General features: G+C 67.0%; 26 protein-coding genes and 1 pseudogene. 17 read left to right on the top strand and 10 right to left on the bottom strand.

Annotated features, from left to right (window positions below; all coding sequences use genetic code 11):
• Positions 1–8 precede the first annotated feature (8 nt).
• From ACREYQ_RS23605 to ACREYQ_RS23595, 3 genes are all read right to left on the bottom strand, one after another.
• A complete protein-coding gene (locus tag ACREYQ_RS23605) occupies positions 9–1,535 on the bottom strand; it encodes an amidase family protein (RefSeq protein WP_432262572.1) in 1,527 nt (508 codons plus the stop codon).
• Positions 1,536–1,629: 94 nt separating this feature from the next.
• Positions 1,630–2,934, bottom strand: a complete 1,305-nt coding sequence (locus tag ACREYQ_RS23600) for an MFS transporter (RefSeq protein ID WP_432262571.1) — start codon at positions 2,932–2,934, stop codon at positions 1,630–1,632.
• Positions 2,935–3,048: 114 nt separating this feature from the next.
• Positions 3,049–4,269 (bottom strand): pyridoxal-phosphate-dependent aminotransferase family protein, encoded by a 1,221-nt coding sequence (locus ACREYQ_RS23595; RefSeq protein ID WP_432262570.1) that lies wholly within the window; start codon positions 4,267–4,269, stop codon positions 3,049–3,051.
• Between the two features lie 191 nt (positions 4,270–4,460).
• On the opposite strand from ACREYQ_RS23595, the gene ACREYQ_RS23590 reads away from it, so the two are divergent.
• The 7 genes from ACREYQ_RS23590 (at position 4,461) to ACREYQ_RS23560 (ending at position 11,620) form a co-directional block, all read left to right on the top strand.
• Positions 4,461–5,180, top strand: coding sequence for a GntR family transcriptional regulator (locus tag ACREYQ_RS23590; RefSeq protein WP_432262569.1), 720 nt, complete (start codon positions 4,461–4,463; stop codon positions 5,178–5,180).
• A gap of 368 nt (positions 5,181–5,548) precedes the next feature.
• Entirely contained in the window at positions 5,549–5,782 is a 234-nt protein-coding gene (locus ACREYQ_RS23585) for a hypothetical protein (protein ID WP_432262568.1), read from the top strand.
• Between the two features lie 49 nt (positions 5,783–5,831).
• Positions 5,832–7,988 carry a phosphocholine-specific phospholipase C gene (locus ACREYQ_RS23580; protein WP_432262567.1) on the top strand — a complete coding sequence of 719 codons (2,157 nt, stop codon included), beginning with the start codon at positions 5,832–5,834 and terminating at the stop codon, positions 7,986–7,988.
• A 145-nt stretch (positions 7,989–8,133) separates the two neighbouring features.
• Positions 8,134–9,021, top strand: a complete 888-nt coding sequence (locus tag ACREYQ_RS23575; RefSeq protein WP_432262566.1) for a LysR substrate-binding domain-containing protein — start codon at positions 8,134–8,136, stop codon at positions 9,019–9,021.
• A 124-nt stretch (positions 9,022–9,145) separates the two neighbouring features.
• Positions 9,146–9,847, top strand: coding sequence for an HAD family hydrolase (locus tag ACREYQ_RS23570; RefSeq protein ID WP_432262565.1), 702 nt, complete (start codon positions 9,146–9,148; stop codon positions 9,845–9,847).
• A 4-nt stretch (positions 9,848–9,851) separates the two neighbouring features.
• The gene (locus ACREYQ_RS23565; protein WP_432262564.1) at positions 9,852–10,868 is read left to right on the top strand and encodes a M14 family zinc carboxypeptidase; all 1,017 of its coding nucleotides are present in this window, start codon (positions 9,852–9,854) and stop codon (positions 10,866–10,868) included.
• Entirely contained in the window at positions 10,868–11,620 is a 753-nt protein-coding gene (locus ACREYQ_RS23560) for an alpha/beta fold hydrolase (protein WP_432262563.1), read from the top strand. The genes ACREYQ_RS23565 and ACREYQ_RS23560 overlap by 1 nt, the downstream gene beginning before the upstream one ends.
• Here ACREYQ_RS23560 and ACREYQ_RS23555 read toward each other — a convergent pair.
• The 4 genes and pseudogenes from ACREYQ_RS23555 to ACREYQ_RS23540 form a co-directional block, all read right to left on the bottom strand.
• A complete protein-coding gene (locus ACREYQ_RS23555; protein ID WP_432262562.1) occupies positions 11,606–12,193 on the bottom strand; it encodes a TetR/AcrR family transcriptional regulator in 588 nt (195 codons plus the stop codon). The two genes, ACREYQ_RS23560 and ACREYQ_RS23555, sit on opposite strands and share 15 nt — an antisense overlap.
• Positions 12,194–12,410: 217 nt before the next feature.
• Positions 12,411–12,872 (bottom strand): annotated as a pseudogene (locus ACREYQ_RS23550) (copper resistance protein CopQ); the annotation flags it as partial.
• Between the two features lie 411 nt (positions 12,873–13,283).
• The gene (locus ACREYQ_RS23545; RefSeq protein ID WP_432262561.1) at positions 13,284–13,850 is read right to left on the bottom strand and encodes a TetR/AcrR family transcriptional regulator; all 567 of its coding nucleotides are present in this window, start codon (positions 13,848–13,850) and stop codon (positions 13,284–13,286) included.
• A gap of 271 nt (positions 13,851–14,121) precedes the next feature.
• Positions 14,122–14,517 (bottom strand): hypothetical protein, encoded by a 396-nt coding sequence (locus ACREYQ_RS23540; protein ID WP_432262560.1) that lies wholly within the window; start codon positions 14,515–14,517, stop codon positions 14,122–14,124.
• A 371-nt stretch (positions 14,518–14,888) separates the two neighbouring features.
• On the opposite strand from ACREYQ_RS23540, the gene ACREYQ_RS23535 reads away from it, so the two are divergent.
• The 4 genes from ACREYQ_RS23535 (at position 14,889) to ACREYQ_RS23520 (ending at position 17,596) form a co-directional block, all read left to right on the top strand.
• Entirely contained in the window at positions 14,889–15,884 is a 996-nt protein-coding gene (locus tag ACREYQ_RS23535) for an alpha/beta hydrolase (protein WP_432262559.1), read from the top strand.
• Positions 15,885–16,088: 204 nt separating this feature from the next.
• A complete protein-coding gene (locus tag ACREYQ_RS23530) occupies positions 16,089–16,373 on the top strand; it encodes a hypothetical protein (RefSeq protein WP_432262558.1) in 285 nt (94 codons plus the stop codon).
• Positions 16,374–16,473: 100 nt separating this feature from the next.
• The gene (locus ACREYQ_RS23525) at positions 16,474–17,166 is read left to right on the top strand and encodes an alpha/beta hydrolase (RefSeq protein WP_432262557.1); all 693 of its coding nucleotides are present in this window, start codon (positions 16,474–16,476) and stop codon (positions 17,164–17,166) included.
• A 61-nt stretch (positions 17,167–17,227) separates the two neighbouring features.
• Positions 17,228–17,596: a hypothetical protein gene (locus tag ACREYQ_RS23520; RefSeq protein WP_432262556.1), complete on the top strand. Its 369-nt coding sequence runs from the start codon at positions 17,228–17,230 to the stop codon at positions 17,594–17,596.
• A gap of 21 nt (positions 17,597–17,617) precedes the next feature.
• Here the strand turns inward: ACREYQ_RS23520 and ACREYQ_RS23515 are convergent, their stop codons facing one another.
• Positions 17,618–18,745, bottom strand: a complete 1,128-nt coding sequence (locus ACREYQ_RS23515) for an AGE family epimerase/isomerase (RefSeq protein ID WP_432262555.1) — start codon at positions 18,743–18,745, stop codon at positions 17,618–17,620.
• A 146-nt stretch (positions 18,746–18,891) separates the two neighbouring features.
• Between ACREYQ_RS23515 and ACREYQ_RS23510 the strand changes: the two genes are divergently transcribed.
• The 3 genes from ACREYQ_RS23510 to ACREYQ_RS23500 all read left to right on the top strand — a co-directional run bounded on the left by ACREYQ_RS23510 (position 18,892) and on the right by ACREYQ_RS23500 (position 19,957).
• Positions 18,892–19,140, top strand: coding sequence for a hypothetical protein (locus ACREYQ_RS23510; RefSeq protein ID WP_432262554.1), 249 nt, complete (start codon positions 18,892–18,894; stop codon positions 19,138–19,140).
• A gap of 241 nt (positions 19,141–19,381) precedes the next feature.
• Entirely contained in the window at positions 19,382–19,660 is a 279-nt protein-coding gene (locus ACREYQ_RS23505; protein WP_432262553.1) for a hypothetical protein, read from the top strand.
• 24 nt (positions 19,661–19,684) lie between these two features.
• Positions 19,685–19,957 (top strand): hypothetical protein, encoded by a 273-nt coding sequence (locus ACREYQ_RS23500; protein WP_432262552.1) that lies wholly within the window; start codon positions 19,685–19,687, stop codon positions 19,955–19,957.
• Between the two features lie 15 nt (positions 19,958–19,972).
• Here the strand turns inward: ACREYQ_RS23500 and ACREYQ_RS23495 are convergent, their stop codons facing one another.
• A complete protein-coding gene (locus ACREYQ_RS23495) occupies positions 19,973–21,607 on the bottom strand; it encodes an acyl-CoA synthetase (protein WP_432262551.1) in 1,635 nt (544 codons plus the stop codon).
• Positions 21,608–21,875: 268 nt separating this feature from the next.
• On the opposite strand from ACREYQ_RS23495, the gene ACREYQ_RS23490 reads away from it, so the two are divergent.
• From ACREYQ_RS23490 to ACREYQ_RS23480, 3 genes are all read left to right on the top strand, one after another.
• Complete coding sequence (locus tag ACREYQ_RS23490) at positions 21,876–22,580, top strand: Crp/Fnr family transcriptional regulator (protein WP_432262550.1); 705 nt, start codon at positions 21,876–21,878, stop codon at positions 22,578–22,580.
• A gap of 121 nt (positions 22,581–22,701) precedes the next feature.
• On the top strand, positions 22,702–23,346 hold the full coding sequence (locus tag ACREYQ_RS23485) for an AraC family transcriptional regulator (protein ID WP_432262549.1): 645 nt from the start codon (positions 22,702–22,704) through the stop codon (positions 23,344–23,346).
• A 239-nt stretch (positions 23,347–23,585) separates the two neighbouring features.
• Positions 23,586–25,877, top strand: a complete 2,292-nt coding sequence (locus ACREYQ_RS23480; protein ID WP_432262548.1) for a TonB-dependent receptor — start codon at positions 23,586–23,588, stop codon at positions 25,875–25,877.
• Positions 25,878–26,006: 129 nt separating this feature from the next.
• Here ACREYQ_RS23480 and ACREYQ_RS23475 read toward each other — a convergent pair whose 3' ends face one another.
• Positions 26,007–26,174, bottom strand: coding sequence for a hypothetical protein (locus tag ACREYQ_RS23475; protein ID WP_432262547.1), 168 nt, complete (start codon positions 26,172–26,174; stop codon positions 26,007–26,009).
• Positions 26,175–26,298: the final 124 nt, after the last annotated feature.

Raw genomic sequence — 26,298 nt, 5'->3', positions numbered from 1 at the left:
ACGCGCGCCTATTCCAGCGCGGGCGTCGAATGCGGCGGCCGGCGCGCGCGCAAGGCCTGCTCGGCCGCATACGCCAGCCGTATCAGCACGGGTTCGGTGAATGGCAGGCCGAAGAGCTCCAGCCCGACCGGCACGCCCTGGGGTGCGTTGCCGTCTGGCGCCGAAAATCCGGCCGGAATGACGATGGCCGGGAAGCCGGTGGCCGACGCAAGCACGCCGTTGCGCTCTGCCTGCGATTCGCCGACCGGCACCACCAGGCGCCGCTGGTGCGGGAATGCCAGGGCATCAAGCCGGTGCAGCGCCATCAGGTCCCGCAGCCACTGGCGCAAGACCTGCTGGCGCTGCAGGCGTTCGCGGTATTCCTCTTCCCGCCCGCTCAGCGCCACTGCCGTGGTGAGGGTTGCTGCGACGCTGGGATGGACCGAACCGGCAGCGATGATGTCCTTCATCGATCGCACCGGCACGCCCGGTGGCAGCCCTGCCAGGTAGGCATCCAGATCGCGTTCCATCTCGTAGTGGTGCACAAGCGTGGAGGCCAGCAGCTCGTCCGGGCTGATGGCATCTTCAATCGCGACCAGCTCGGCGCCTTGTGCCGCGAGGATGGCCAGCGCTTCCTGCATCACGGCGTTGACCGGACGGTGCACATCCTGGTCGCCGAAGAAATGTCGCAGCACGCCGATACGCGCGCCCTTGAGTCCGTCGCGGTCAAGGCTGGCGGCATAGCTCTCGGGGATGTGGGCAGCGGCCTCGCTGGTGACCGGGTCGGCCGGGTCATAGCCGGCGATGACGTCGAGCAGCAGCGCCGTATCGGCGACGGTGCGGGTGATCGGGCCGATGGTGTCCTGCGTCAGCCCGCAAGGGACCAGCCCCGCCCGGCTGATCAGCCCCATGGTCGGGCGCAGGCCGACCAGGTTATTGGCCGACGCCGGCGAGCGGATTGAATTGACGCCGTCGGTGCCGATGCCAAGCAGGCCGAAGCTGGCGGCGATGCCGGCGCCGGTGCCGCCGCTGGAACCGCCGGGCGTACGCGTCAGGTCATAGGGATTGAGGGTCTGGCCAGACAAGGTGCTGACCGTCTCGCCGCCGGAGGCCAGCTCATGCAAGTTGGTCTTGGCCAGGACGATGGCGCCCGCCTCGCGCAGGCGGCGGATGACAAAGGCATCGCCGGTGGACAGGTTGCCGCGCAGGCAGGCTGCGCCGGCGGTGGTCTCCATGCCGCCGCACTCGATGTTGTCCTTGACCAGCACCGGGATGCCATGCAACGGCGCCAGCGCCTGCGATGGATTGCGCGCAGCCACGGCATCGATGTGCGCGGCTTCGTCGAGCGCCTTTGGGTTGATCTGAAGGACGCTGCGCAGGGCGGGACCGTTCTGGTCATAGGCCGCGATGCGGTCCAGGCATGCGCCGGCCAGTTGGCGCGCCGTCAGCGTGCCGTCGCGCATCGCGGCATGCGCGCTGGCCACGGTGGCTTCCACCACGCTGAACCGCGCGTGATGGCCCGGCCCATCCGGCACCGGTTCGTACGAGTTTGTCATGAGAGCCTTCCATGCGCCGGCAAGGGCGCGAAGTGTTTGCGAGGCAATGGGCAGGCGGGGCAGCGGCAAGGTGCCGCACCCCGCTTGGGTCTCGCTATCGGTTGACCAGACGGGCAGGTATTGTCCAGATGCAGAACGCACCCAGCATCAGCATCCCCGCGATCATGAAGTAGGCGCTGTTGCCGCTCTGGGTCACGTCCCGCAGGTAGCCGATCATGTAGCCGCTGGTAAAGCCCGCGAGGTTGCCGATCGAGTTGCTCATGGCGATGGCCGTGGCCGCCGCCGCGCCGCTCAGGAAAGCCGTCGGCAGCGACCAGAACAGCGGCGTGCAGGTCAGGATGCCGGCCGCGGCGATCGACAGGAACACCAGCGACAGCACGGTGCTGTGCATGACCCAGGGCAAGGCCAGGAAACCGATCGCCCCCATCATGCACGGGATGATCAGGTGCCAGCGCCGCTCGCGATGCTTGTCGGCACTGCGGCCGAAGAAGTACATCGCGACAATCGCCGCCATATACGGAATCGCGCTCAGCAAGCCGATATGGAACGGGTCGCTGACACCGGTCGACTTGATGAAGGTGGGCAGCCAGAGCGTGATGCCGTACTGGCCCGTGACATAGCAGAAGCAGATCAGGCTGATCAGCCAGACGCGCGGATCGGCAAAGACCTTGCCGACGCGTGCCTGCGGGTCCGCCGCCTTGACGTCCTCCGTCTTGGCCAGCTCAAGCACCTGCTTCTCCTCGCTGGTCAGCCACTTGGCCCTGGCAATCGAGTTGTCCAGGTAGTAGAAGCAGAAGCACCCCAGCAACACCGCCGGCACCGCCTCGATGAAGAACATCCATTGCCAGCCGCCCAGCCCACCCACGCCGGCCATGCTGCCCATCAGGTAGCCCGACAGCGGATTGCCGATGATGCCGGACAGCGGCGAGCCCATGCAGTAGATGGCCATGATCTTGGCGCGCCGGTGCGACGGGTACCAGCACGACAGATAGTAGACGATGCCCGGCGTAAAGCCGGCCTCTGCCAGGCCCAGCAGGAAGCGCAGCGTGTAGAACTGGGTTGGCGTCTGCACGAACGCAAAGCACGCGGAGAGTATCCCCCATGTGATCATGATCCGGCCGATCCAGATCTTGGCGCCGAACTTGTGCAATGCCAGGTTGCTCGGCACCTCGAACAGGAAGTAGCCGATAAAGAAAATCCCGGCGCCCAGGCCGTAGACGGTCTCGCTGAAGCCCAGTTGCTGCGACATCTGGAGCTTGGCAAAACCTACGTTGACACGGTCGAGATAAGCGATCAGGAAGCAGACCATCAGGAATGGCACCAGCCTCCAGCTCACCTTGCGATAGGTCGCATCCTCGAACGTCCTGATCTTTGCTCCTGCCTGCAGGGTCGTATCCACAGCGTCTCCTCTGTTTTTTTGTCAGGTACGGCAGTGCTGCGCTGATCCGTTGCGATCAGTCCGGCGGGGGCATGGCGCACGCGCCTGCCCCCGTCGCGGATGGAAGTGGCCGCGTCAGGCGGCGGCCTTGAGCGGCAGCGGCGTGGCGTGCGCGGCCAAGTAGTCCATGGCGGCAACGGTGCCGCTTGCGGCGACCGGCACGCCCGAGATCTTCAGGCCCATTTCACAGCCGGCCAGCGTGGCCATCAGCGTGAGGTCGTTGCAGTCGCCCAGATGGCCGATGCGGAACATGCGGCCCCTGACCTTGCCCAGGCCGGCGCCGAGCGACATGTTGAAGCGGTCATAGATGTGCCGGCGCACCACGTCCGCGTCGACCCCGTCGGGCATCATCACGCCGGTCAGCACCGGGCTGTAGACGGCCGGGTCCGCGCACTGGATCTCCAGGCCCCAGGCACTGACCGCGCGGCGGCAGGCTTCGGCCAGGCGCTGGTGGCGGGCAAACACGTTGTCCAGCCCTTCCTCCAGGATCATGTCGAGGGCTTCGGACAGGCCATAGAGCAGGTTCGTGCTGGGGGTATAGGGCCAGTAGCCGGTCCGGTTCATCTCGATGATCTCGTTCCAGCCCCAGAAGCTGCGCGGCAGCCGGGCCGAGCGGGAAGCTTCGATGGCCTTGGGCGACAGCGCATTGAAGCTGATCCCCGGCGGCAGCATCAGGCCCTTCTGCGAGCCCGACACGGTCACGTCCACGCCCCACTCGTCATGGCGGTAGTCGGCGGACGCCAGCCCGGAGATGGTGTCGACCAGCAGCAGCGCCGGGTGCCCGGCCGCGTCGATGGCGCGGCGCACGGCGGCGATATCCGAGGTGACGCCGGTCGAGGTCTCGTTGTGCACCACGCACACGGCCTTGATCGCATGCGCGGTATCGGCGCGCAGGCGGGCCTCGATCATGTCGGCCCGCACCCCGTGGCGCCAGCCCTCCACGCCCGGCAGGCCAAGAAACTCAGGCCGGATGCCCAGGCTCTCGGCCATCTTCTTCCACAGCGTGGCGAAGTGGCCGGTCTCGAACATCAGCACCGTATCCCCGGGGCTCAGCGTGTTCGACAGCGCCGCTTCCCAGGCACCCGTGCCGGAAGCCGGATAGATCACTACCGGGTGTTCGGTCTTGAAGATCTTCTTGATCCCGGCCAGCACCTTCAGGCCCAGCGCGCCGAACTCGGGACCGCGGTGGTCGATGGTCGGGTAGCTGATGGCGCGCAGGATGCGGTCGGGGACGGGGCTCGGCCCGGGGATCTGCAGGAAGTGGCGGCCGGCGGGGTGGAAGTTGAGATTCAGCATTGGACTCCTCTTGTTGCGTTTTGAATGCAAAATACTCTACCAAATGCACGACGGAAATTCAGCGGAAATTTCGCTGGACTCTCCTAGCGTTTACCCCGCATTCACCGCGTACAATAAGGGGTTACTTGCGTTTTTGAGTTTCTGTTAAGCGTCTGCTAACATTGCATTCAATCAAGCTATTGGATCTTTGAATGCAAACAAGCGCCAGTTCCGACACGGATTCGCCAGCCCGGATACTCCCCAAGGTCGAACGGCAACGCTTGCACGACACCGTGGTCACCCACCTGCGCACGCTGATCGTCGAGGGTGCGCTGGAGCCTGGGCGCAAGCTCAACGAACGCGAACTGTCCGAGACCCTGGGCATCTCCCGCACCCCGCTGCGCGAAGCCCTGAAGGTGCTGGCGGCAGAAGGCCTGATCGATATCTCGCCCAATCGCGGGGCGAGCGTCTCGCGCCTGTCGGCGACCGAGATCCGCGACACGTTCGAACTATTGAGCAACCTGGAGGCCTTTTCCGGCGAACTCGCCTGCGAGCGCATCACGGCCGTCGAACTGGCCGAAATCAAGGCGCTCCACTATGCGATGCTGGCCTGCCGCGCCAATGAAGACCTGCCGGGCTACTACCGCCTGAACCACCAGATCCATGACCGCATCAACCTGGCGGCCCGCAACGCGGCGCTGCGCCAGACTTACCTGTCGGTGAACCGGCGGCTGCAGGCGCTGCGCTTCCGCTCGAACTTCCGGAAGCCGAAATGGGACAGCGCCATCCACGACCATGAAGAGATGCTGACCGCACTCGAAGCGCGCGATGGCAAACGGCTTGCCGCAATCCTGCGGCAGCATCTGCTGGACAAGCGCGACGCGGTGCTGCTGATGCAGGCGGGCGAGGCCGACGGCACGCCGCAGGCATAAGACGCAAACGCGTCGCTCACCTCAAGAATCCGAATAGCCCCATCAGCATTCTTTGCCCCGCTGTCACTGCGGTGACAACCCCGGTTCTTACTCTGCGAACGCATTGCGGCAAACGCAATCGGTCACGCGGCCTTTGCCGCTGGCGCACAACAACGCAGATGAACAGGGGAATCAGAGATGGCAAGGGACCTTGCATCGACCACGCTGGCGGCGATTGCTCGCTGCCGTGCGCTGGCCGGCTGTAGCGCCAGCCGCTCCCCTCCCTGAATCCATCAATCCGCCCGGGAACCTGTTTCACCACGGAACAGGATCCTCGCCGGCCTTTACCAGCTTCCCCCCGCCCGATCCTCCCGCAGGAGATTGACAACATGACTTTCCGACCTTCCACCCTGGCACGGCCGCACTGGCTGGCCGCCCTGCTGCTGAGCGCGGCGCTCACCGCCTGCGGCGGCGACTCCGGCGAGAGCCCGAGCGCCTCGCCCGCCGCGGCGCCGACCACCCCGGGCGCCCCTGGCACCGGCGGCAACCCCGGCCAGGGGAATGGCAGCGACCGGCCTGGCGAAACGCCTGCCGCCAAGCCGCAGCTGCGCTGCGCGCCCTGAAGCCGGGCCCGGCCTGTCTTCCTTCCCGAAACCACCCGGCACAGAATCCATGAACCCGCAAAGCAGACGCAACTTCCTCAAGCTCGCCGGCGGCAGCGCCGCCGCCACCGCCGCGCTGGCGGCCTTCCCGCCGTCCATCCGCCGCGCACTGGCGATCCCGGCCAACAACGCCACCGGCACCATCCGCGACGTCGAGCACGTGGTCATCCTGATGCAGGAAAACCGCTCGTTCGACAACTACTTCGGCACGCTGCGCGGCGTGCGCGGCTTTGGCGACCGCTTCCCGATCCCGCTCGCGGGCGGCCTGAACGTCTGGCAGCAGACCTATATCAACGGCAGCACCACCCGCACCGTGCTGCCCTACCACCTGGACAGCAGCGCCGGCAACGCGCAGCGCGTCAGCGGCACGCCGCACTCGTATCCCGACGCGCAGAACGCCTGGGACCTGGGCCGCATGAACAAGTGGCCTACCTACAAGAAGACCCAGTCGATGGGCTACTACACCGAGGCCGAGCTGGACTTCCAGACGGCCCTGGCCAATGCCTTTACGCTGTGCGACGCCTACCATTGCGGCTTCCACGGCGGCACCAACACCAACCGCCTGTTCCACTGGACCGGCACCAATGACCCCAGCGGGGACAACGGCGGGCCGGTGATCGACAACAGCGGCGATTCGTTCACGGGCTCGAACAAGCCCTATACCTGGACGACCTACCCGGAGCGCCTGGAAGCCGCCGGCGTGAGCTGGAAGGTCTACCAGAACATGCCGGACAACTTCACCGACAACCCGCTAGCGGGTTTCAAGCAATATCGCGACGCCAACGCCGCGCGCGGCAACCAGGCCAACGGCAGCCCCTACCCGGCCTACACCAGCGCCGACGACACCATCAGCCCGCTGCTCAAGGGCGTGGCCAACACCATGCCCGATGGCGGCTTCCTGCAGTCGCTGCGCGACGATATCGCCGCGGGCAAGCTGCCGCAGGTGTCGTGGATCGTGGCGCCGGCCACGTACTCGGAGCACCCCGGGCCTTCCAGCCCGGTGCAGGGTGCCTGGTACACGCAGGAGGTGCTCGATGCCCTGACGGCAAACCCCGCGGTCTGGAGCAAGACCGTGCTGCTGATCAACTTCGACGAAAACGACGGCTTTTTCGACCACGTGCCGCCGCCGTGCGCGCCCGCCTTCGACGGCGACACGCTGGCCGGGGCCACCACGCTCGATCTCGACCAGGTCAGGCCGGAATACCACGTCGACAGGCACCCCTACGGCCCCGGCCCGCGCGTGCCGATGTACGTGGTGTCGCCCTGGAGCCGCGGCGGCTGGGTCAACTCGCAGGTGTCCGACCACACCTCGGTGCTGCGCTTCCTGGAAGCCCGCTTCGGCGTGGCCGAGCCCAATATCAGCGGCTTCCGCCGCGCGGTGGCGGGCGACCTGACCTCGGCCTTCAATTTTGTCAGCCCGAACACCAACCCGCTGCCCACGCTGCCCAACCGCGACAAGGCCAGCGCCGACGCCATCCGCGCCGCGCAAGGGGTGCTGCCGCAAGTGCCGCTGCCCGCGGCCGGCAGCCAGCAGATGCCGCAGCAGGACACCGGCACGCGCCCGTCGCGCGCCCTGCCCTATGAGCTGCACGTAAGCGCCCGCGAAGACGCCCGCGACCAGCGCGCGCTTTGGCTGCTGTTCAGCAACACCGGCACGGCGGCGGCAGTCTTCCACGTCTACGACCGCCTGCACCTGGACCGCGTGCCGCGCCGGTATATGGTCGAGCCGGGCAAGGCGCTGAATGGCAGCTGGGATGTCTTTGCCACCGACGGCGGCAAGTACGACCTGTGGGTGCTTGGCCCCAACGGCTTCCACCGCGCCTTCCGCGGCAACGTGGCGGCCGTGACGGCGGCGGGTGCCTGCGCGCCGGAGATCCGCGTCTGCTATGACATCGCCAACGCCGCGGTGTACGTGGACATGATCAACACCGGCAGCGCCCCCTGCACCTTCACCGTGGCGGCCAATGCCTACCGCACGGACGGTCCGTGGACCTATGAGGTGCCGGCCGGCATGCAGCTGCAGCAGCACTGGCCCGCGGCCCGCCAGGGCAACTGGTACGACTTCACCGTCACCACCGCGCAAGGCGGCTTCACGCGGCGCTTTGCCGGGCGCATCGAGACCGGCAAGGACAGCGTGTCCGATCCGGCGATGGGCCTCGGCGGCTGACGCTGCAACCGCCTGACGGGCATCACCGCGCCCGCCCCGGCCGATGGCCGCGGGCGGGCGTAGCCGTTTTGTCATATTGGCCCGCTAGACTGCGCGGTCGTCCGGGCCTGTCCGGCCCGTTCCCCCAACTTCCCTGCGGATAACCATGCTCGGCGACCTGCTGATGACCTTTTTCGAAGTGGCGCGCCAGGGCAGCATCACCATGGCGGCCCGGCAGTTGCGCATCAGCCAGCCCACCGTCACCGGCCGCATCCGCCAGCTGGAAGAGACTTATGGCGTCGAACTGTTCCACCGCCGCGCCAGCCGCGTCGACCTGAGCGACGTGGGCGTGGCGCTGATGCCGGTGGTCGAACAGCTGATGCAGCAGGAAGGCAATGCCGACTACCTGCTGCGCAACGCCGGCAACCTGCGCTTGGGCAACCTGCGCATCGGCGCCACCGGCCCCTACTACATCCTGCGCGCGATGGCGGCGTTCCGGCAGCGCTACCCGGCCATCGACGTCAGCCTGGACATCGGCAACTCGCAGCAGATGCTGGAGGCGCTGTTCGAATACCGCATCGACGCGGCGGTGTCGTCGCACCCCGTGGACGACGACCGGCTCGCCTGCATCAGGCTGGCGTCGGACGCGATGGTGCTGGTGGTCCATCCGGACCATGCGCTGGCACGCCTGCCGCAGGTTGCGCTGCCGCAACTGAGCGGCTGCCACCTGCTGGTGCGCGAGCACGGCTCGATGACGCGCAAGGCCACCGAGACGGCGCTGGCCGCATGCGGGCTGGAGTTGCCGCCGCATACCGTGATCGGCAGCCGCGAGGCTATCTACGAGGCCATCCGCCAGGGCCTGGGCGCCAGCGTGGTGCCGCTGGGCGAGGTGCCGCGCGACCCGCTGCTGCGCGTGGTGCCGTTCGCACAGGGCGCGCCGGTGCTGCACGAATACCTATACTGCCTGCAGAGCCGTCGCGAGACGCGGCTGGTCGGCGCCTTCCTGGAGTGCGTGGCGCCCGAAGCGCCGGCTGCCACGGCCCGCGCCGCCTGAAGCCCGCATGCCTGAAGCGCCGGTCAAAGCGCCGATGCCGGCATCGGAAAACTTGAGTCCTTCATCACCGCGCGGTCACCACGCCGCGCCAAGCTTGCCGGTTTCGCCTACGGAGCCATCCTGCATGCCCGCCGCACCCCGACTTGCCCTGTTTGACCTGGACCACACCCTGCTGCCGCTGGACAGCGAGTATGAATGGGCACGCTACCTCGTCGCCGTGGGCGGCGCCGATGCAGCCGAGATCGACGCGCACAACACGCGCTGGCTGGCCGCCTACCAGGCGGGGCGCCTGGACTTTGCCGCCCATGCGCGCTTTGCCCTGGGCCTGCTGGCGCGCCACCCGCGCCAGCGCCTGACGCAATGGCGCGCGGACTTCATGCGCGAGGTCATCGTGCCCGCCATCCGGCCGGCCGCGCTGGACCTGCTGGCCCGCCACGTCAGCGCCGGCGACCTGTGCTGCATCGTCACCGCAACCTGCCGCTTTGTCACCGAGCCGATCGCACGGCAGCTGGGCGTGCCCCACCTGCTGGCGGTGGAGGCTGAACACGACGCCCACGGTGAATTCACCGGCGCGCTGGCCGGCGTGCCGGCCTTTGGGCCGGGCAAGGTGCTGCGCGTGATGGCGTGGCTCGATACGCTGGGCATTGCGCACACGGCGCTGGCGCAGGCCACGTTCTACAGCGATTCACGCAACGACCTGCCGCTGCTCGACAGCGTCGGCCACCCGGTGGCCGTCAATCCGGACCCCACCCTGCTGAACACGGCCAAGGCACGCGGCTGGCCGGTCTTGCAGCTGTTCGACACGGCAGGCGTTCCGGCCGCCTGATCCCATGCACCCGCGCGCCGGCCTCCCCGAGTATGACCAGCTGCTGACCTTGCTGGATGCAGGCAGCCACGTGCTGGATACCCGGGTGGTGTGCGAGACCACCGTGCAGGGCCGCCGCTTTGGCGTGCATGTGGCCACGCTCGGCAGCCGCGATGCCGATGCCCCGGCCATCGGCATCTTCGGCGGCATCCATGGGCTGGAACGCATCGGCACGCAACTGGTGCTGGACTACCTGCGCTCGGTGCTGTGCCGCCTGGCCTGGGATGAGCTGCTGCACCGCGAACTGCAGGCGGTGCGGCTGGTGTTCATGCCGATCGTCAACCCCGGCGGCATGTGGGCCGGCACGCGCGCCAACCCCAACGGCGTGGACCTGATGCGCAACGGCCCGCAGGATGCCGATGCGCACGTGCCCTTCCTGGCCGGCGGCCAGCGCATCGGCGCCTGGCTGCCCTGGTACCGCGGCCCGGCGGGCGCGCCGATGGAAGTGGAAAGCCGCGCGCTGCTGCGCGTGGTGCAGGAAGAGCTGCTGCCGCGCCCGCTCAGCTTCGCGGTGGACTGCCATTCCGGCTACGGCTGGCGCGACAGCATCTGGTTCCCATACGCGCGCACGCACCGGCCGATGGCGCACCTGCCGGAGATGTACCTGCTCAAGACCCTGTTCGAGCAGGCCCACCCGCACCACGGCTATACCTTCGAGCCGCAAAGCCACCAGTACCTGCTGCACGGCGACCTGTGGGACCACGCCTATGACCTGGCGCCACACGGCAACCTGTTCCTGCCGATGACGCTGGAGCTGGGCTCCTGGCTGTGGATCAAAAAAAACCCGCGCCAGCTGTTCTCGCGCGAGGGCATCTTCAACCCGATCAAGGCGCACCGCACCGCGCGTGTGCTGCGCCGGCACGTCAGCCTGTTCGACTTCCTGGGCCGCGTCGCCTTTGCGCCGGACCGGTGGCTGCCGCTCGGGGCGCAACGCGACGAATTGCTGCAGCAGGCGCGCGCGCACTGGACGGAGCCGACGTGATGAGCCGATGGGTATTTTTGCGGGGACTGACGCGGGAATCGCGCCACTGGGGAACATTGCCGGCGCAATGGGAGGCGGCCGGCCTGGGACACCCGCTGCTGCCGGACCTGCCGGGCAACGGCGCGCTGTCCGCGCAGCCGGCGCCGTGGAGCGTGCGCGAGATGGTCACGGCGGTGCGGCGCCAGTTGTCGGCCGCCGGCGTGCCGGGGCCGTACCGCGTGCTGGCGATGTCGCTTGGCGCGATGGCCGCGACCGAGTGGGCCAGCGCGTATCCGGAAGAGATCGACAGGCTGGTGCTGGTCAATACCAGCATGCGGCCCTTCTGCTCGCCGGCGCAGCGCCTGCGTCCGCGCAACTGGGGCAAGCTGCTGCGCGTGGCGCAGCGCTGGCACGATCGCGCGTACTGCGAGCGCACCATCCACGCCATCACGTGTGCGCGCACCGATTCGCTGGCAAGCGATATCGCCCGCTGGCAGGCGATTGCGGCGGACGCGCCGGTGACCCGGCAGTCAGCGCTGGCACAACTGCTGGCCGCGGCCCGCTACCGGGCACCCGCCGGCGCGCCGCACTGCCCGGTGCTGTTGCTTGCGTCGGCAGCCGACCGCCTGGTCAACCCGGCATGTTCGGCGCATATTGCGCAAGCCTGGGGCGCGCCACTGCTGACGCACCATTGGGCCGGGCATGACCTGCCCCATGACGATCCGCAGTGGCTATGCGACGCTGTGGCGCGCGCTGTGTCAGGCCTCGGCTAGCGCTTCCTCTGCCGGCATGGCGCTGGTCAGCAGTGCCGCCGCGGCGTCGAGCCGGTCCGGCGTGCCGAACAGCCGCGCGCTGATCAAGCCGTTCTGCAGCCCGCCGTACACCACCTGCGCCAGCTGCTGCGGGGGCACCGGATATGGCGCCTTGCGCTGCGCGGCGGCGCGTTCGAACAAGCGGGCCAGCCATTGCTCATTGAGGCGGATAAAGTCCTGCATCGCGGCGCGCACGGTGTCCGGCAGCATCAGCACGTCGGCCGACAGCATGCCCACCAGGCAAGCCTGACCGGTGCCGGCGCCCGTGCGCAAAGGCGCAAGGTATTGCCGCGCCTGCTCGGCCGGCGGCAGGCTCGCGTCGATCGTCCGCAGGCGCGCCTGCCTGCGGGCGCTGTATTCGCGCACCGCTTCCAGCACCAGGTCGTCCTTGGACGGGAAGTAATAATGGATGCTCGAGGTCTTGACCCCGACCAGTTCGGCCAGGTCACGATAGCTGAAGCCGTTGAACCCACTGCGGCGGATCAGCACCAGCGCATGTTCGACCAGTTGCTCGCGTACGGATCGGGTGTTCATGGCAACAGCTCCTCGTCTTGCCGCCGCGCGGCTCAAGCCGGCAGCGTTTGTGCGATCACGGTGATGAGGGACCCGCTCACAAGGCAAAGCCCTACCCATCCGCCAAGGATCAGCGCAGTGTCACGCCAACGCATGATCAACTCCGGTGGCCGGGGCGCTCGCTTGCGCCCCGGCGGTTTTCAAGGGCCGGCGTGGAGCCGGCCGGCTATCAGGCGACGGCGCCGTCGGTATAGGGGTCAGCCTTGCCTACGCGCGCACCGTCGGTGTACGGGTCGAAGCTGCGCGCGGGTTGCGCCGACACGCCGCTGCGGTCCAGGCCGGCTACCGTGCGGGCACCATCCGTGTATGGGTCAGACTTGCCAACGCGCGCGCCGTCGGTGTACGGGTTGAAGCTGCGTGCAGGTTCAGCCGAGACGCCGCTGCGGTCCAGGCCGGCTACCGTGCGGGCACCGTCGGTGTACGGATCGGCCTTGCCAACGCGCGCGCCTTCAGTGAACGGATCGAACTTGCCGGTGCGGGCGCCATCCGTGAAGGTGTCGAACTTGCCGGTGCGGAAGGTGTAGCCATACTTGTCGCCAGTGAAGGTGCTGTTCTGCACGCCGGCGGCTTGCGCCACGCCGCCAGCAAGCGCGGCGGCAAGGGTGGCAGCGGTAATCAGGGTCTTGGTGATCTTGGTCATGATGGGCTCCAGGGTGCGATGTTTCGGGATCGCGTCAATTCGGTATCTGTGGGTGTTGCAGTCGCTCTTTCGATCCCGCATCTACTGGTAGATAGATAACCAGTCTCGAAAAAATGACCGCTTCCGGTCATGCAATGGGATCGCCACGTTTCCGCCTTGTCTTGCCTGTTGCTGGCGGTGCAGCGCTTCCATGGGTCTTATACTATCTACTACTAGGTAGAGAGTCAAGGAAAAACTTTCCTATGAGCCCGATAGCCTTTCCCCTTCTGGATCTATACCCTTGTTTTAGAACGATTTTCCGCCGTTCTCAGCCAATGTGTGATGCTTCTGCAGCCCGCCATCAGAAAAACCGCCATGCAGCTTGCGCCACATGACGGCTTCAAACGCGCCACTGATATCGCGCGAGAAAACTCAGCCGGCGACGGCGGCCATCAGCGTGTCGGCCGCGGCCTCGACCCGGTCAGACGTCCCGAACAGGCGCGCCGCAATCAGCCCGCTCTGCAGCGAACCAAACACCACCTGCGCCAGCCGCGCCGGCGGCACCGGGAACGGCGTGCTGCGATGGGGCTGGGCGCGCTCCAGCAAGCCGGCCAGCCATTGTTCATTGAGCAAATAGAAGCCCTGCAGCAGCTTGTGCACGGGTTCAGGCAGGCACAGGGTTTCGGTCGACAGCATGCCGCACAGGCAGATCTGGTCCGAGCCGCAACTGGCGCGGAACGGCGCCAGGTAGATGGCGGCCTGCTCGGTGACCGGCAGGCTGGTGTCGATGGACCGGATGCGCTCGGCCAGGCGGGCGCTGTATTCCTTTACCGCCTCCTGAACCAGGTCCTCCTTGGTCGGGAAGTAATAGTGGATGCTGGAGGTCTTGACCCCCACCAGTTCCGCCAGGTCGCGATAGCTGAAGCCGTTGAAGCCTCGGCGGCGGATCAGGACCAGGGTGTGCTCGAGCAGTTGCTCGCGTACGGATTGCGTTTTCATGAAAGCAGTTTATCTACGCGAAGATAGACGCTCAAGTTCAAATGCCCCTTGGCTGGGGTAATTCCCTAGCCAAGGGGCATGTGCTTTATACAAATCAGCCAGGGAGGACTTGCGCGGCGAAGGTGATCATCGAGCCACTCGTCACGCAAAGCACCAGCCATCCGCCAAGCAACAGGATGCTGTCACGCAAACTCATGATGGACTCCATCGGACGGCAGTCCCCGGACTGCCGCTGTATGGTTGTTGGCCGCCGGCCTGTGGCCGGCGGCAATCAGGCCAGGGCGCCGTCGGTATAGGGATTGGCCTTGCCGACGCGTGCGCCGTCCGTGTTCGGGTCGAAGCTGCGGGCCGGCTCGGCCGAGACGCCGCGACGATCCATGCCGGCCACGGTGCGGAAGCCCTCCGTGTAGGGATCGGCCTTGCCGACGCGGGCGCCATCGGTGTACGGATCGAACTTGCCGGCGCGCGCACCTTCCGTGAACGGATCGAACTTGCCGGTGCGGGCGCCTTCGGTGAAGGTGTCGAACTTCCCGGTGCGGAAGGTGTAGCCGTACTTGTCGCCCGCGGCGGTGCGGTCCTGCGCGCCGGCGGCTTGCGCCACGCCACCAGCCAGTGCTGCGGCAAGGGCGGCGGCGGTAATCAGGGTCTTGGCGAACTTGGCATTCATGATGGGCTCCTTGGGGGCGATATATCGTCAGTCGGTATCAGTGGCTTCCAGCCGGTCGCTTCACAGACTCGCATCTACTAGTAGATAGATTGCCGGGCCTAAAAAAATGACCGCTCAGGTCATGCGATGGAATCGCCACGTTTCCGCCCCTTGTTGCTTGTCGGCGGCGGTGCAGTGGTGCCATGAGGTAGATACTATCTACTACTAGGTAGATAGTCAAGGGAAAAATTTCCAATGGCCTCGGCAGGCACTCCCTGTCATCTCCACTGGCGCACCCGGCATCACGATGAGAAATGGCGGCAAATGAACATTTCTTCACTTGAATGCCGTGGCCTGCTAGCCTGAAGAGGACAACCCGACCGACACCGCCCATGCCTTCCGGCCCCCGCTCCGATCACCCGCCGGCCCGTTACCGCTGGCTCGCCGCCGCCGTAGGGCTTGGGCTCGCTGCCGGTGTGGCGCGGCATCTGCTGTTTCGTGCGGTAGAGCGCAATGCCTTTGTCACCCCGACGGATGAAACAAGCGACGCCGCGCCACCGGACAATTCAACCCCTGGCGTGCGCCATGCCACGTTCGCCAGCGGTGACCGCACCCTGCACGCCGCGTTCGGGCCGGTTGCCGACGCAGAAGCACCGGCGCTGATGGTGTGCCATGGCGACAACGAATGCCTGTCTGACTGGGCACCGGTGCAGGCCATGCTGGCCAGCGCGGGCATTGCCTCCTACGTGTTCGATTACAGCGGCTACGGGCACAGCACCGGCCGGCCCAGCGTGCGCCGTCTGCGCGAGGACGCACTGGCCGCTTACCGGCAATTTATCGCCGCCACGCCCCAGGCAAAGCGGCGCGTAGTGCTTGGGTTTTCGCTGGGCTCTGGCATCCTGCTGGACGTAGCCCGGCGCTTCGATCCGCAGCCCGATGGCTACGTGATTGCCGCAGGTTTCAGCTCGGCGCGCCTGGCCGCGGTGCAGACGGGGGTCGTGCCCGCATGGCTCGCCTGGCTGCTGCCGGATCCGTGGAATAACGCCGCGCGCGCGAGCAAGCTGGAACGGCCGCTGCTGGTGGTGCACAGCCGTGACGATGAGGTCATCGTCCCACCCCACGCGGAACGCGTCGCCAGCTCGGCCCGGCATCTGCATGCATTGGTCATGCTGGATGCCATGCCGCATGACGCGGCCATCCTTCCCGGGCATATCGAGGCGTTCTGGCCGCCGATCATGCGCTTCATGCGCGCGCAGGACGGCGAGGCCGCGCAAGCTGTGTTGGCGCGAAACGACACCAGGCAGAATGCAAAGCAGGAAGGCAACTGGCGCAAGGCCGGGGATAGTGCTGGCACGCTGGCCGCTGCAGGCGGCGACCGCAGGGAATAAGCCCGCAGCATCGTCACAGCGCAGCGACAAGACGGCCGGGCCCCGCCGATTAATCTACCGCAGACTGCAACGAGCAGCAATCATCCTTGTGGGCGAGGCACTACGGCGAGATGCCCGAGAGACTTTTTGCCGATTTCTTGTCTATATTGGTCCTCATGGCAAAAACATCGCAATCTCGCTGTTGACAGCTCTGGAGGTACTGCCATGCGTAGGCTTGCAAACTTGTTCAGTCCGCCGACCCCGGAAAAGATCGCCGAAAGGGAACTGCAAGACATGAGGCTGACGCTATTCCAGGCCGAACGGCGCTTGCTAGAGGCGCAGATGCAGGTCGCCTACTACCGTGACATGGTGGCGTTCCTGGAAGACGTCTCGGCCCGGGGCGTGGAAAACGTGGTCGACAAGCGCCGCGCCACCACGCCGCCGATGCAGGAGCCGCCGGCACGCACGTCTGGCCTGACCACGGTCCCGATCGTTCCGTCCGCAGCCTGACGGGGACTGCCCCCCGCCGGGGCATGGCCCTGACCTGTGCGATACTCGCGCTGCCTGGCGCCCATAGGGCGCAGGCGCACTGTCCACAGGAACCGGCCCCATGAGCGAACTGCTGCCCGCGATCGAAATTGAAACCGCGCCCAATCCGGGCTGCGCCGTCATCTGGATGCATGGGCTGGGCGCAGACGGCGGCGATTTCGCCCCGGTCGTGCCTGAGCTGCGGCTGCCGCCCGCGCCCGGCGTGCGCTTTATCTTCCCGCACGCGCCTGCCATCCCCGTGACCTGCAACGGCGGCTATGTCATGCCGGCCTGGTATGACATTGCTTCCCTGGACGAAGCAGGCCGCCGCGCCGATGAAGCCGGCATCCGCGCCTCTTGCGAAGCCATCCGCGCACTGATTGCACGTGAGAACGCACGCGGCATCCCGACCGATCGCATCGTGCTGGCCGGGTTCTCGCAAGGCGGCGCCATTGCCTATGCCGCCGGGCTGACACATGCCGAGCCGCTGGCCGGCATCGTCGCGCTGTCCACCTACATCCCCGCGCCCGCGGCGCTGGCAGCGCAAGCCAACGCCGCCAACGCCACCACGCCCGTCCTTGCCGCCCATGGCATGCAGGACGAGGTGGTGCCGCTGCCGTTGGGTGTGGCCGCACGCGATTTCGTGCGGGCGCGGCAAAATCCGCTCACGTGGCACACCTACCCGATGGGCCATTCGGTCTGCCTGGAAGAGATCGCCGACATCGGCGCATGGCTGGCAGCGCGTCTTGCGCAGGCCGGCAGCACGCAGTCCTGAACCGCCCTTCAGATCAGATGATCGCCGGCCGCTGCGCCGCGCATCGCACCAACCCGTAAGCATGACCCTCGCCCCATCGCACAGGATCGATTTCAATACCCGCAAGGCGCTGCTGTTCGCGCTGGCAGCCGAACGCCTGTCAGCCTTCTACGAGCATCGGCAATGGATGACCGACGCCCAGGGCGCCACGCTGGCCGGCGAGTGGTTGTCGCGATCGAAGCTGCAGTTGCCGCTGTCCGAGCGGCGCCTGCTGTCCGGGCTGAGCGACCAGTTCGCGCGCCAACTGGCCGAGACCCTGTCACGCGAGGCCGGCCTGTACGCCGCGCACGAGATGATGGAAGCGCTCGATCCCAACTACCAGTCGGCGTTTGCGTACGACATGCTGGAAGAATGCGAGCGGCTGCTGCGCGAGCATGGCGTGACTGAATAAGGGCGCTCCGGCGGTAATGCTTCAGCCGGCCTGCCGCGGCCACTCCATGCCTGCCAGGGCAGCCAGCGCCTGGTAGGACGTAGCCAGGTGATAGGGCGAGGTCGATGGCATCTCCGCGCGGACTACATCACCGGACGGCGCCAGGCATTCATGCCAGCCCTGCGCATGCAGGAAACGGTTGCGGAACTGGCCGGCCCAGTCGGCAAGCGTAGCCAGTGACTGCGCCTCGCCATGCACGGCCAGTGCGCGGGCAAACTCGGTCTGTGCCCAGATCCGCTCCGTGCCGTCCAGCAGTGCGCCGTTTGCATCCAGCGCAGCGCCGACACCCAGCGTGCCGGCAGCCACGCCGTGCTGCTGCGCGAACGCAAAGGCCCGGCGCAAGGCATCGGCCAGCGGCAGGTCGCCGAACAGATCGGGCTTGCCGGCCACCAGAGAAAACCACTCGAACTGATGGCCAGGCTCGATGCGATTATCCGCGCTGCCTTGCGGCAGCTCGGCAACGCAGCCGCTGGCGGGGTCGACAAAGCGTTCGTGCACGGCCATCGCGATCTCGCGCAGGCGTTCCGCGTACCACTCATCGGCGGTCGCATCCAGCGCCGCCAGGTAGGCCTCGGTCAGGTGCATGATGGGGTTCTGCAGCACGCCGGCGCCCTTGGGCCGGAAATGCTCGGTCAGCGCGGCGTGGTACAGGCCCTGGTCGTCAGCAAAGCGGTCCTCGACGATATCGACGGTTTCGTCGAGCACGTCAAGCGCATCCGGGTTACCGCAGCGCGCGTGGTACGTGGCGCAGGCGAAAATCACGAAGGCGTGGGTGTAGAGGTCGCGCGTGGCATCGAGCGGCGAGCCGGCCGGGTCGACGCTGTAGATCCACGCGCCCTCGCCATTGCCGAAGTAGGCCTGCAGCGAGCCGAACAGCGTATCGGCATGCGCCTGCCTGCCGGCCAGCGAGAACACATAGAGCTGGCGCGCACAGGCCATGGCGCGATAGCGCGCCGGCGGCAGCGGCGCGGCGCTGGCGCCATCCAGCGCCTCGTATGGCAGCAGCAGGCCGGTATTCCAGCCGCTGGCGGTCCATAGCGGCAGCACGGCGGCATCGTAATGTGCCGTCAGGGCGGCAATCCGTTGGTTGAGCTCAGGCGAGATGGGCATGTTCGGGCGACGTAATCCGGGCGGCGAAAGCCGCAAAGGCCGTATCTTGCCATGCCGCGGCCGCAACACAGTCATGGCATTTGCGGCGTCCAGTTGCTAGCATCAATGCGCCCCACCCGCGAAAGGGCGACTCCCGGGAGATACCCATGTCGACTTTGCCCCTCACGCTGACTGACGATCACCGCACTCTGGTGCTCCACATCCTCGAAGATGCACCGGGCCAGTTCACCTGGCGCATCATCATGGAAGAACGCTGTGGCGCCGCAGACGAGGATTGCACGGTCGCGGCGCCTGACAGCTACGGTTCCTATGCAGAGGCCGAGGCCGCCTGCTGGGCCGCCGGCAACGGCATGCTGAACGGCCCGCGCGCCGCAGGCGAACTCCGCACCACCTGAACTGGCCGCGGCCTCGCGCAACCCTTGCGCGAGGCGCCACGCGTGTCCTAGTCTGGAAGCGTGGCAGTGGCAACGCGGGGTATGCATTGCCCGCGATTTTCCGTTCCGGCCACGTCCCGGGCAAGCAATGCTGCCCGGTGCGCTTCCTGCCACCTGCCTGTCATATTCCTGGCCTTAACTGACCTGGTCGCCATGCAGCCCACAGAACCGGGCACGGCGGGCAAGGCCACAGGAGCATGCAATGGATAAGCCGGTCGTCACGCCGCAGCGCTTCGTTGAACTGATGAACGAGCGCCTCACCAGGCATCCCCTCTTCCGCGAGGGCATGCGCGTCTATGCCATTCCGCAGCACACCGACCACCCCCGCAGCCTGGTCTGCGTGGGGCCGCGCGGCACCGAATGCGTATGCGCCACCATTGAAAACATCGTGCGGGGCGAATGCGAGGTATTCCCCGACATCGAACAGGACTGGCACCGTCAGCGCCAGGCCGGTTCCCACACCGAGATGCGGGCGCGCTGAGTTGTCCCGGCGCGCCTCACGCGTATGCCCAGCGGATGGCATGACCAGAACGTGACGTACCGCGGCCACCGCATCCATGTCGCGTCGCTGCGCTATGGCGGGCAGCATGACGGCTGGTGGACGCTGCGCGCTGAAGTCTGGCACCACGGCATCAGGCTGGCGCTGCCCTGCCCGGCCGCGCCGATGCACTTCGGCTGCGCGGCCGATGCCGCGCGCGCCGGCATCGCCTGGGGGCGCGAGGCCATCGACGCGCGCATCGCGGGCCAGCACGATACCGAGGAAGCGGCGCTGCAATAGCGCCGCTTCAGCCCGTCAGACGTCGATTGCCGTATCGGACTTCACCTTGCGGCGCAGTTCGAACTTCTGGATCTTGCCAGTGGAGGTCTTGGGCAAGGGACCGAAGTACACCGCCTTGGGCACCTTGAAGCCCGCCAGCAGCGTGCGGCAATGCGCGATCAGTTCTTCCGCGCTGACGCTGGCGCCGTCCTTCAGTTCGACAAACGCGCATGGAGTCTCTCCCCACTTGGCATCGGGCTGCGCCACCACCGCGGCAGCCAGCACCGCAGGATGCCGGTAGAGCGCGTCTTCCACCTCCACGCTGGAAATGTTCTCGCCGCCGGAAATGATGATGTCCTTGCTGCGGTCCTTGATCTTGACATAGCCGTCGGGCATGCATACGCCCAGGTCGCCGGTATGGAACCAGCCACCGGCAAAGGCCTCGCGCGTGGCCTTCTCGTTCTTGAGGTAACCCTTCATGCAGATATTGCCGCGGAACATGATCTCGCCGATGGTCTCGCCATCGGCCGGCACCGGCTGCATCGAATCGGGATCGAGCACCGCCACCTGCGACTGCAGGTGATAGCGCACGCCCTGGCGCGCCTTCCTGACCGCGCGGTCCTGCTCCGACAGCGTGCTCCAGTCGTCCTGCTCGGCGCACACTGCGGCTGGGCCGTAGACCTCGGTCAGGCCGTAGACATGGGTCAGCTCGAACCCCATCGCCTCCATCTGCGCCAGCACCGCAGCCGGCGGCGGCGCGCCGGCCACCATGCCGCGCACCGGACCGCGCACGCCCTCGCGCCACGCGGCGGGGGCATTGACCAGCGCGGCATGCACGATCGGCGCGGCGCAGTAGTGGGTCACGCCCTCTGCGCGCATCAGGTCGAACACCAGCCTGGGCTCGAACTTGCGCAGGCACACATTGACGCCCGCGCGCGCCGCGACGGTCCACGGAAAGCACCAGCCGTTGCAGTGGAACATCGGCAGCGTCCACAGGTAGACCGGATGCTTGGGCAGGTCCCATTCGAGGATATTCGACACAGCATTGATGGCCGCACCGCGGTGGTGGTAGACCACGCCCTTGGGGTCGCCGGTGGTGCCGGAGGTGTAGTTCAGTGCAACCGCTTCCCACTCGTCGGCCGGCATCTGCCATGCGTATTCCGGGTCGCCGCCGGCCAGGAACGCTTCATAGTCGGTGTCGCCGAACGGCGCCTCCTGCGGGCCCAGCACGTCATGCACGGCGATGACCTTCAGGCCGGGGATCTCCAGTGCCATCTGGCGCGCCAGGTCGGCAAACTCGGTATCGGCCAGCAGCACGCGCGCCTCGCCATGGCGCAGCATGAAGACCAGGTTGGCGGCATCGAGCCGGATATTGAGCGCATTGAGCACGGCACCCGCCATCGGGACGCCGAAATGCGCTTCCACCATGGCCGGCGTATTGGGCAGCAGCGCGGCCACGGTATCGCCCCTGCCGATGCCGGCACGCGCCAGCGCGCTGGCCAGGCGCCGTGCGCGCACATAGGTGTCGCGCCAGTTCTGGCGCAGCGGGCCGTGCACGATGGCCAGGCGCTCGCCGTACACCTCGGCGGCGCGGACCAGGAAGTCAATGGGCGTAAGCGGCACGAAGTTGGCCGCGTTGCGGGCCAGGCCGCTGTCGAAATCGGTGGGCATTGCTTGTGTCTCCGCGTATCTGGCGCCGTTGGCGGCGGGGCCGCGCAACAGGCCGCGTGATGCTGTCGTTACGCTGCAAGGATGCAGCGACGGCCGGGGCGAGGTGACCATGGTCCGCGCCATCCGGCGCTGTCACTTTTTCTGTTGCAAGGCTATCATCGCACACGCTGGCGCACTGTCGTCCAGACGACAAACCTGCCGAAAACCCGCGCCAGGCAAGGCTTACACGATTCTTACAGGGACCCGGCCCGATCCGCGCGCCCATGCCATGAGCGACCTCGCAGAACCGATTTCCGTCCCTGCCCCAGTCCTTGCCGGACATGCCTGGTTCAGCGCGCTCGCGCCCGAACACCAGGCCCTTGCCGCGCGCGAAACCCTGCTGCAGTCCTTTGCCGCCGGCACCTTCATCGCCCGGCGCGGCGAGCCCTCGCGCCACTGGATCGGCGTGGACAGCGGCCTGATCAAGCTGGCGGTGTACACCCCCGACGGGCGTGGTTGCACCTTCTCGGGCGTGCCCGCCGGCGGCTGGTGCGGCGAAGGCAGCGTGATCAAGCGCGAAGACCGCCGCTATGACGTGATCGCAATCCGTGATTCACAGGTGCTGCTGGTGCCCGAGCCGGTCTTCAACACCCTGCTGGCGCAGAGCCTGCCGTTCGCCAGCTTTGTCGTGCGCCAGCTCAACGAGCGCATGGGCCAGTTCATCGCCACCGTGCAGAACGACCGGCTGCTGGGTGCGGATGCGCGCGTGGCGCAGGCCATCGCGCAGCTGTTCCACCCGGACCTGTACCCGCGCACTAGCCCCGTGCTGGAACTGTCGCAGGAAGAAATCGGCCTGCTCACGGGCCTGTCGCGCCAGCGGGTCAACCAGGCGCTGCGCCGGCTGGCCGATGCCGGCATGGTCCACCTGTCCTACCAGAGCATCCGCGTGACCGATCTGGAGCGGCTGCGCCACGTCGGGCTGTCCGAGCTGTAACGCCGCCGTCACCGGAGCGCCGTCCACGTCAGACGGACGATGACCGCGGCCTTGCGCGCCCCGCCGAATCCTGCGACAGTTACCCGCCGCACCGCCGCCTAGCTTCCGGGTTGTCCTCCGCATGCCGCTTGTCAGCCGTCACCACGTCCGCATTGCCCGCCTGCGCTTCCCCTTTGCCGTGCACGTACAAGCCCTGCACGGCACGGCGAGCCTGCGCGACGCCAATGCGCGGCGCGAGGTACGGCCCGGCGACCCGTTCGTGGTGCACGCCTTCGCCCACTTCGACTGCGACCTGCCAGGTACCTGGCAGCAACCCTGCGCCATCGTCCTGACCGCCGTCCCGGACAGCGAATGCCCCCGGCTGGCCGGCAAACCCGCCGACCGGCCCTGGTCGCGCCAGCTTGCCGGCCTGGTCTTTTCCCGCCCCGACACCGACTGGAACGCCGAGCGCCTGGCTGCGCAATGGCGGGTGCCGGCCCGCATGGTGCGTGCCAGGCTCTTTGCCGAGGGCGAGGCGCTGCATCCCCTGCTGCGCGAGCAGCGTGCCGCCCATGCGCTGCACGCGCTGGCCGGCGCCGCCGGCCCGGCGCCCTCGCTGGACCGGCTGGCCGCGCATGCCGGCCTGCGCTCGGCCGGCGCGCTGGCGCGCGGCTGGCAAAACTGGTTCGGCATCGATGCCGCGCGGCTGATAGAGGATTGCGGGGCTGGCAGCCGCACGCCTTCGCCCCCGGCAGCCTGGCCGGGTCTCGTGCAGGCGGCTGCCTGACACCGGTCAACCGCCCGTAATTCCGCTCCCGCGCATCAATCCGGACAGCTGCGTCCGGACGACGACTCAAGCCGGCGCCGCCTTTGCGGTGCCGGCTTTTTTCGTTCCCGCTGCTGCTGACTGGAGAGGCGCTGAGACTGCTGATCAACTTTTGTAGTAAATACAAATCATTCCCATTACAATCACGCAGCTTTGTTACCGCATATGACGCACATCATTCCGTTGACCTGACCATCACCATGCATACCGCAACACACTCACTGACCCCGGCAGTGGCCGGCCGCCGCCGGGTACGTCCGCTCGCACTTCTTGTGGCCGCCATCGGCGCGGGCTCGCCTGCGCTGGCCGAGGCGCAGGGAGTACCCACAGGGTCCGCTGCTGCCTCCACCGGCACCTCCGGTGCGGGCGCGAAGCCGCACAGCACGTCCACCCAGGCCGACGGCGGCGAGCTGAACGCGGTGGAGGTCAGGGTCGACCGGATCAAGAGCGACCTCGTCAGCCCGACCCGGCAGGTCACGGTGCTGGAGCGCGAGGAAATCGAGGAACTGAAGGTGGGTTCCAACAATCTCGCAACCATGCTGAGCAAGCTGATCCCGGGCATGGCGGACTCCAGCCGCACGGTCACGGACTTCGGCCAGACGCTGCGCGGCCGCGGCACGCTGATCCTGGTCGATGGCATTCCGCTCAACACCAACCGGGATTCGGCGCGCAACCTCGCCACCATCGATCCCAGCAACATCGAGAAGATCGAAATCATGCGCGGCAGCAGCGCGATCTATGGCGCCGGCGCCAACGGCGGCATCATCTCGATCACGACGCGGCCCGCGGGCGGCGCAACCAGCGCGGATACCGCCGTGACGCTCGGCACGCCACTGATGCGGCTGAGCAAGGAAGGGCTCAGCGCCAATATCCAGCAGCATTTCTCCGGCAGCCAGGGGCCGGTCGACTACGCGTTCCACCTGGGCGCGCAGCATATCGGCAGCCCCTATGACGCGCACGGCCAGCGCATTGCGCCGGAGCCCAGCCAGGGCGACCTGTTCGATTCCAACGTCTACAACGTCAGCGGCAAGCTGGGCTTGCGCATCGACAGCCAGCAGCGCATCGAACTGAGCGTGAGCCAGTACCAGGCAAAGCAGAATACCGGCTACGCCTCCGATCCGTCGGTGGCAAGGCTGCCGCCGGGCACCGCCGCCGCGCGGGCAATCAAGGGGCTGCAACTGGAGAACCAGAACGAGTTGCGCAATACCGTGGTCAACCTGGGCTACCAGAACCTGGACCTGCTCGGCAGCACGGTGTCCACACAGATCTACTACCGCGACTACTTCACCCGCTTCCCGCCGTTCGATGCGCGCGCGGTGGCCACGCGCGGCGGCAACGTCGACCAGGTCAGCCAGAACAGCGACGTGTTCGGCGCACGCCTGACCATCAGCACCCCGCTGGGTGCCGACAAGAAGACCAGGCTGCTGTGGGGCACGGACTACAACCAGGAGCGCAGCGACATGCCGCTCGACGTGTTCGATCCGCGCGCCTATGACCGGAGCGGCGGCCTGGTCTTCAACAAGACCGGTTCGCTGACCTACATGCCGCCGCTGACCACCCGCAGCGGCGGCGCCTTCGGGCAGCTCCAGCACAAGTTCAACGAGCAGTGGTCGATGGAGGGCGGCGTGCGCTATGAGCGCGCCAGTGCCACGTTCGACGACTTCGTGCCGCTGTCGCAATCGCGCGTCAGCAACCCCGTGGCGGTCCAGGGCGGCACGGTCAACTACGGCGCCTGGCTCTTCAATATCGGCGGTGCGTACGCGCCCGTGAAAAACCAGGAGTTCTATGCCTCGTTCGGCCAGGGCTTCCAGTTGCCCGATATCGGCCTGCAGATCCGCAATGCGCGCCCGGGCTTCAATATCAATTCGTCGAATCTTGAGCCGGTCAAGACCAACAACTATGAAATCGGCTGGCGCGGCGCGTTCGGCAATACGATGGGGAGCCTGGCGCTGTTCTACACCACCTCGCAGCTGGGCGACGTGCAGAGCTTCAACAACGGCCTGATCCTGACCCGCACCAGGGAGCACATCGCGGGCGTGGAAGCTTCCGCCGACTACCTGAGCGACAACGAGACCTGGGGCGCCGGCGGCACGTTTACCTGGATCAACGGCCGCGAGCAGCCGCAAGGCAGCAGCGGCTTCCAGAACATGACGGGCTACCGCATTCCGCCGCTGAAGCTGACCGCCTACGTCCAGTACCGGCCCATCAGCACATGGAGCAATCGCCTGCAGATGACGTACTACGGCGGCCGCGACTACCGGCTCAACGACCAGAACGGCTTCGGGCGACGCGAGGTCAGCAGCTACACCACCGTCGACCTGATCAGCCGCTACCAGGTCGGCAGGAAGGACACGATCACGGTGGGGATCGAGAACCTGTTCAACCGCTACTACTACCCGTTGTACAGCCAGTTGATGCGCAACAGCAATAACACCAGCCGCCTGCCGGCTGCGGGCATCACGCTGACCGCGATGTACCAGCACCGCTGGTAAAGCCGCCGCCGGACGGCGATGGCCTTGTCGAACGCCCGCGCATCGGCCGCGCAGGGCGAAGACAACCCCGGCCGTCAGGCGGCCGTGGCAAGGCAAGCGGGGCCCCGGTTCAGTGCGGGGCCGGGGGCATCAGCCGCCCGAATGCAGCGGCGACAGCGAATAGGCCAGCACCAGTCCCGCCACGATCGCCGGGGAAGCCAGCCGGATCGCCGCGCTGCGGGACAGCGAGCCCAGATACACGTACAAACACACCAGCACCATCGCAGTCACATACAGCAGGCTGTCATAGACTTCCATGGACGTCTCCCTTGCCATTGTTCTTATTGCTTTACTTCGGTGGGCTGCCGACGGGGCGTGATGCGGGGGTCTTGCGGCACTGCGTGGGGGGCGCTCCGTCGCCAGCGTGCTATGGCTGTCTGTT

Source organism: Cupriavidus sp. TMH.W2, from assembly GCF_050847365.1.
Lineage (GTDB): Bacteria > Pseudomonadota > Gammaproteobacteria > Burkholderiales > Burkholderiaceae > Cupriavidus.
Note: the sequence above shows the minus strand (reverse complement) of the source record. Positions and strands in the feature narration are given on the sequence as shown.

Coding starts and splice junctions, on each gene's coding strand:
- ACREYQ_RS23605 (WP_432262572.1), bottom strand. CDS start 1,535: ATGACAAACTCGTACGAACCGGTGCCGGATGGGCCGGGCCATCACGCG.
- ACREYQ_RS23595 (WP_432262570.1), bottom strand. CDS start 4,269: ATGCTGAATCTCAACTTCCACCCCGCCGGCCGCCACTTCCTGCAGATC.
- ACREYQ_RS23590 (WP_432262569.1), top strand. CDS start 4,461: ATGCAAACAAGCGCCAGTTCCGACACGGATTCGCCAGCCCGGATACTC.
- ACREYQ_RS23585 (WP_432262568.1), top strand. CDS start 5,549: ATGACTTTCCGACCTTCCACCCTGGCACGGCCGCACTGGCTGGCCGCC.
- ACREYQ_RS23580 (WP_432262567.1), top strand. CDS start 5,832: ATGAACCCGCAAAGCAGACGCAACTTCCTCAAGCTCGCCGGCGGCAGC.
- ACREYQ_RS23575 (WP_432262566.1), top strand. CDS start 8,134: ATGCTCGGCGACCTGCTGATGACCTTTTTCGAAGTGGCGCGCCAGGGC.
- ACREYQ_RS23570 (WP_432262565.1), top strand. CDS start 9,146: ATGCCCGCCGCACCCCGACTTGCCCTGTTTGACCTGGACCACACCCTG.
- ACREYQ_RS23565 (WP_432262564.1), top strand. CDS start 9,852: ATGCACCCGCGCGCCGGCCTCCCCGAGTATGACCAGCTGCTGACCTTG.
- ACREYQ_RS23560 (WP_432262563.1), top strand. CDS start 10,868: ATGAGCCGATGGGTATTTTTGCGGGGACTGACGCGGGAATCGCGCCAC.
- ACREYQ_RS23555 (WP_432262562.1), bottom strand. CDS start 12,193: ATGAACACCCGATCCGTACGCGAGCAACTGGTCGAACATGCGCTGGTG.
- ACREYQ_RS23545 (WP_432262561.1), bottom strand. CDS start 13,850: ATGAAAACGCAATCCGTACGCGAGCAACTGCTCGAGCACACCCTGGTC.
- ACREYQ_RS23540 (WP_432262560.1), bottom strand. CDS start 14,517: ATGAATGCCAAGTTCGCCAAGACCCTGATTACCGCCGCCGCCCTTGCC.
- ACREYQ_RS23535 (WP_432262559.1), top strand. CDS start 14,889: ATGCCTTCCGGCCCCCGCTCCGATCACCCGCCGGCCCGTTACCGCTGG.
- ACREYQ_RS23530 (WP_432262558.1), top strand. CDS start 16,089: ATGCGTAGGCTTGCAAACTTGTTCAGTCCGCCGACCCCGGAAAAGATC.
- ACREYQ_RS23525 (WP_432262557.1), top strand. CDS start 16,474: ATGAGCGAACTGCTGCCCGCGATCGAAATTGAAACCGCGCCCAATCCG.
- ACREYQ_RS23520 (WP_432262556.1), top strand. CDS start 17,228: ATGACCCTCGCCCCATCGCACAGGATCGATTTCAATACCCGCAAGGCG.
- ACREYQ_RS23515 (WP_432262555.1), bottom strand. CDS start 18,745: ATGCCCATCTCGCCTGAGCTCAACCAACGGATTGCCGCCCTGACGGCA.
- ACREYQ_RS23510 (WP_432262554.1), top strand. CDS start 18,892: ATGTCGACTTTGCCCCTCACGCTGACTGACGATCACCGCACTCTGGTG.
- ACREYQ_RS23505 (WP_432262553.1), top strand. CDS start 19,382: ATGGATAAGCCGGTCGTCACGCCGCAGCGCTTCGTTGAACTGATGAAC.
- ACREYQ_RS23500 (WP_432262552.1), top strand. CDS start 19,685: ATGCCCAGCGGATGGCATGACCAGAACGTGACGTACCGCGGCCACCGC.
- ACREYQ_RS23495 (WP_432262551.1), bottom strand. CDS start 21,607: ATGCCCACCGATTTCGACAGCGGCCTGGCCCGCAACGCGGCCAACTTC.
- ACREYQ_RS23490 (WP_432262550.1), top strand. CDS start 21,876: ATGAGCGACCTCGCAGAACCGATTTCCGTCCCTGCCCCAGTCCTTGCC.
- ACREYQ_RS23485 (WP_432262549.1), top strand. CDS start 22,702: ATGCCGCTTGTCAGCCGTCACCACGTCCGCATTGCCCGCCTGCGCTTC.
- ACREYQ_RS23480 (WP_432262548.1), top strand. CDS start 23,586: ATGCATACCGCAACACACTCACTGACCCCGGCAGTGGCCGGCCGCCGC.
- ACREYQ_RS23475 (WP_432262547.1), bottom strand. CDS start 26,174: ATGGAAGTCTATGACAGCCTGCTGTATGTGACTGCGATGGTGCTGGTG.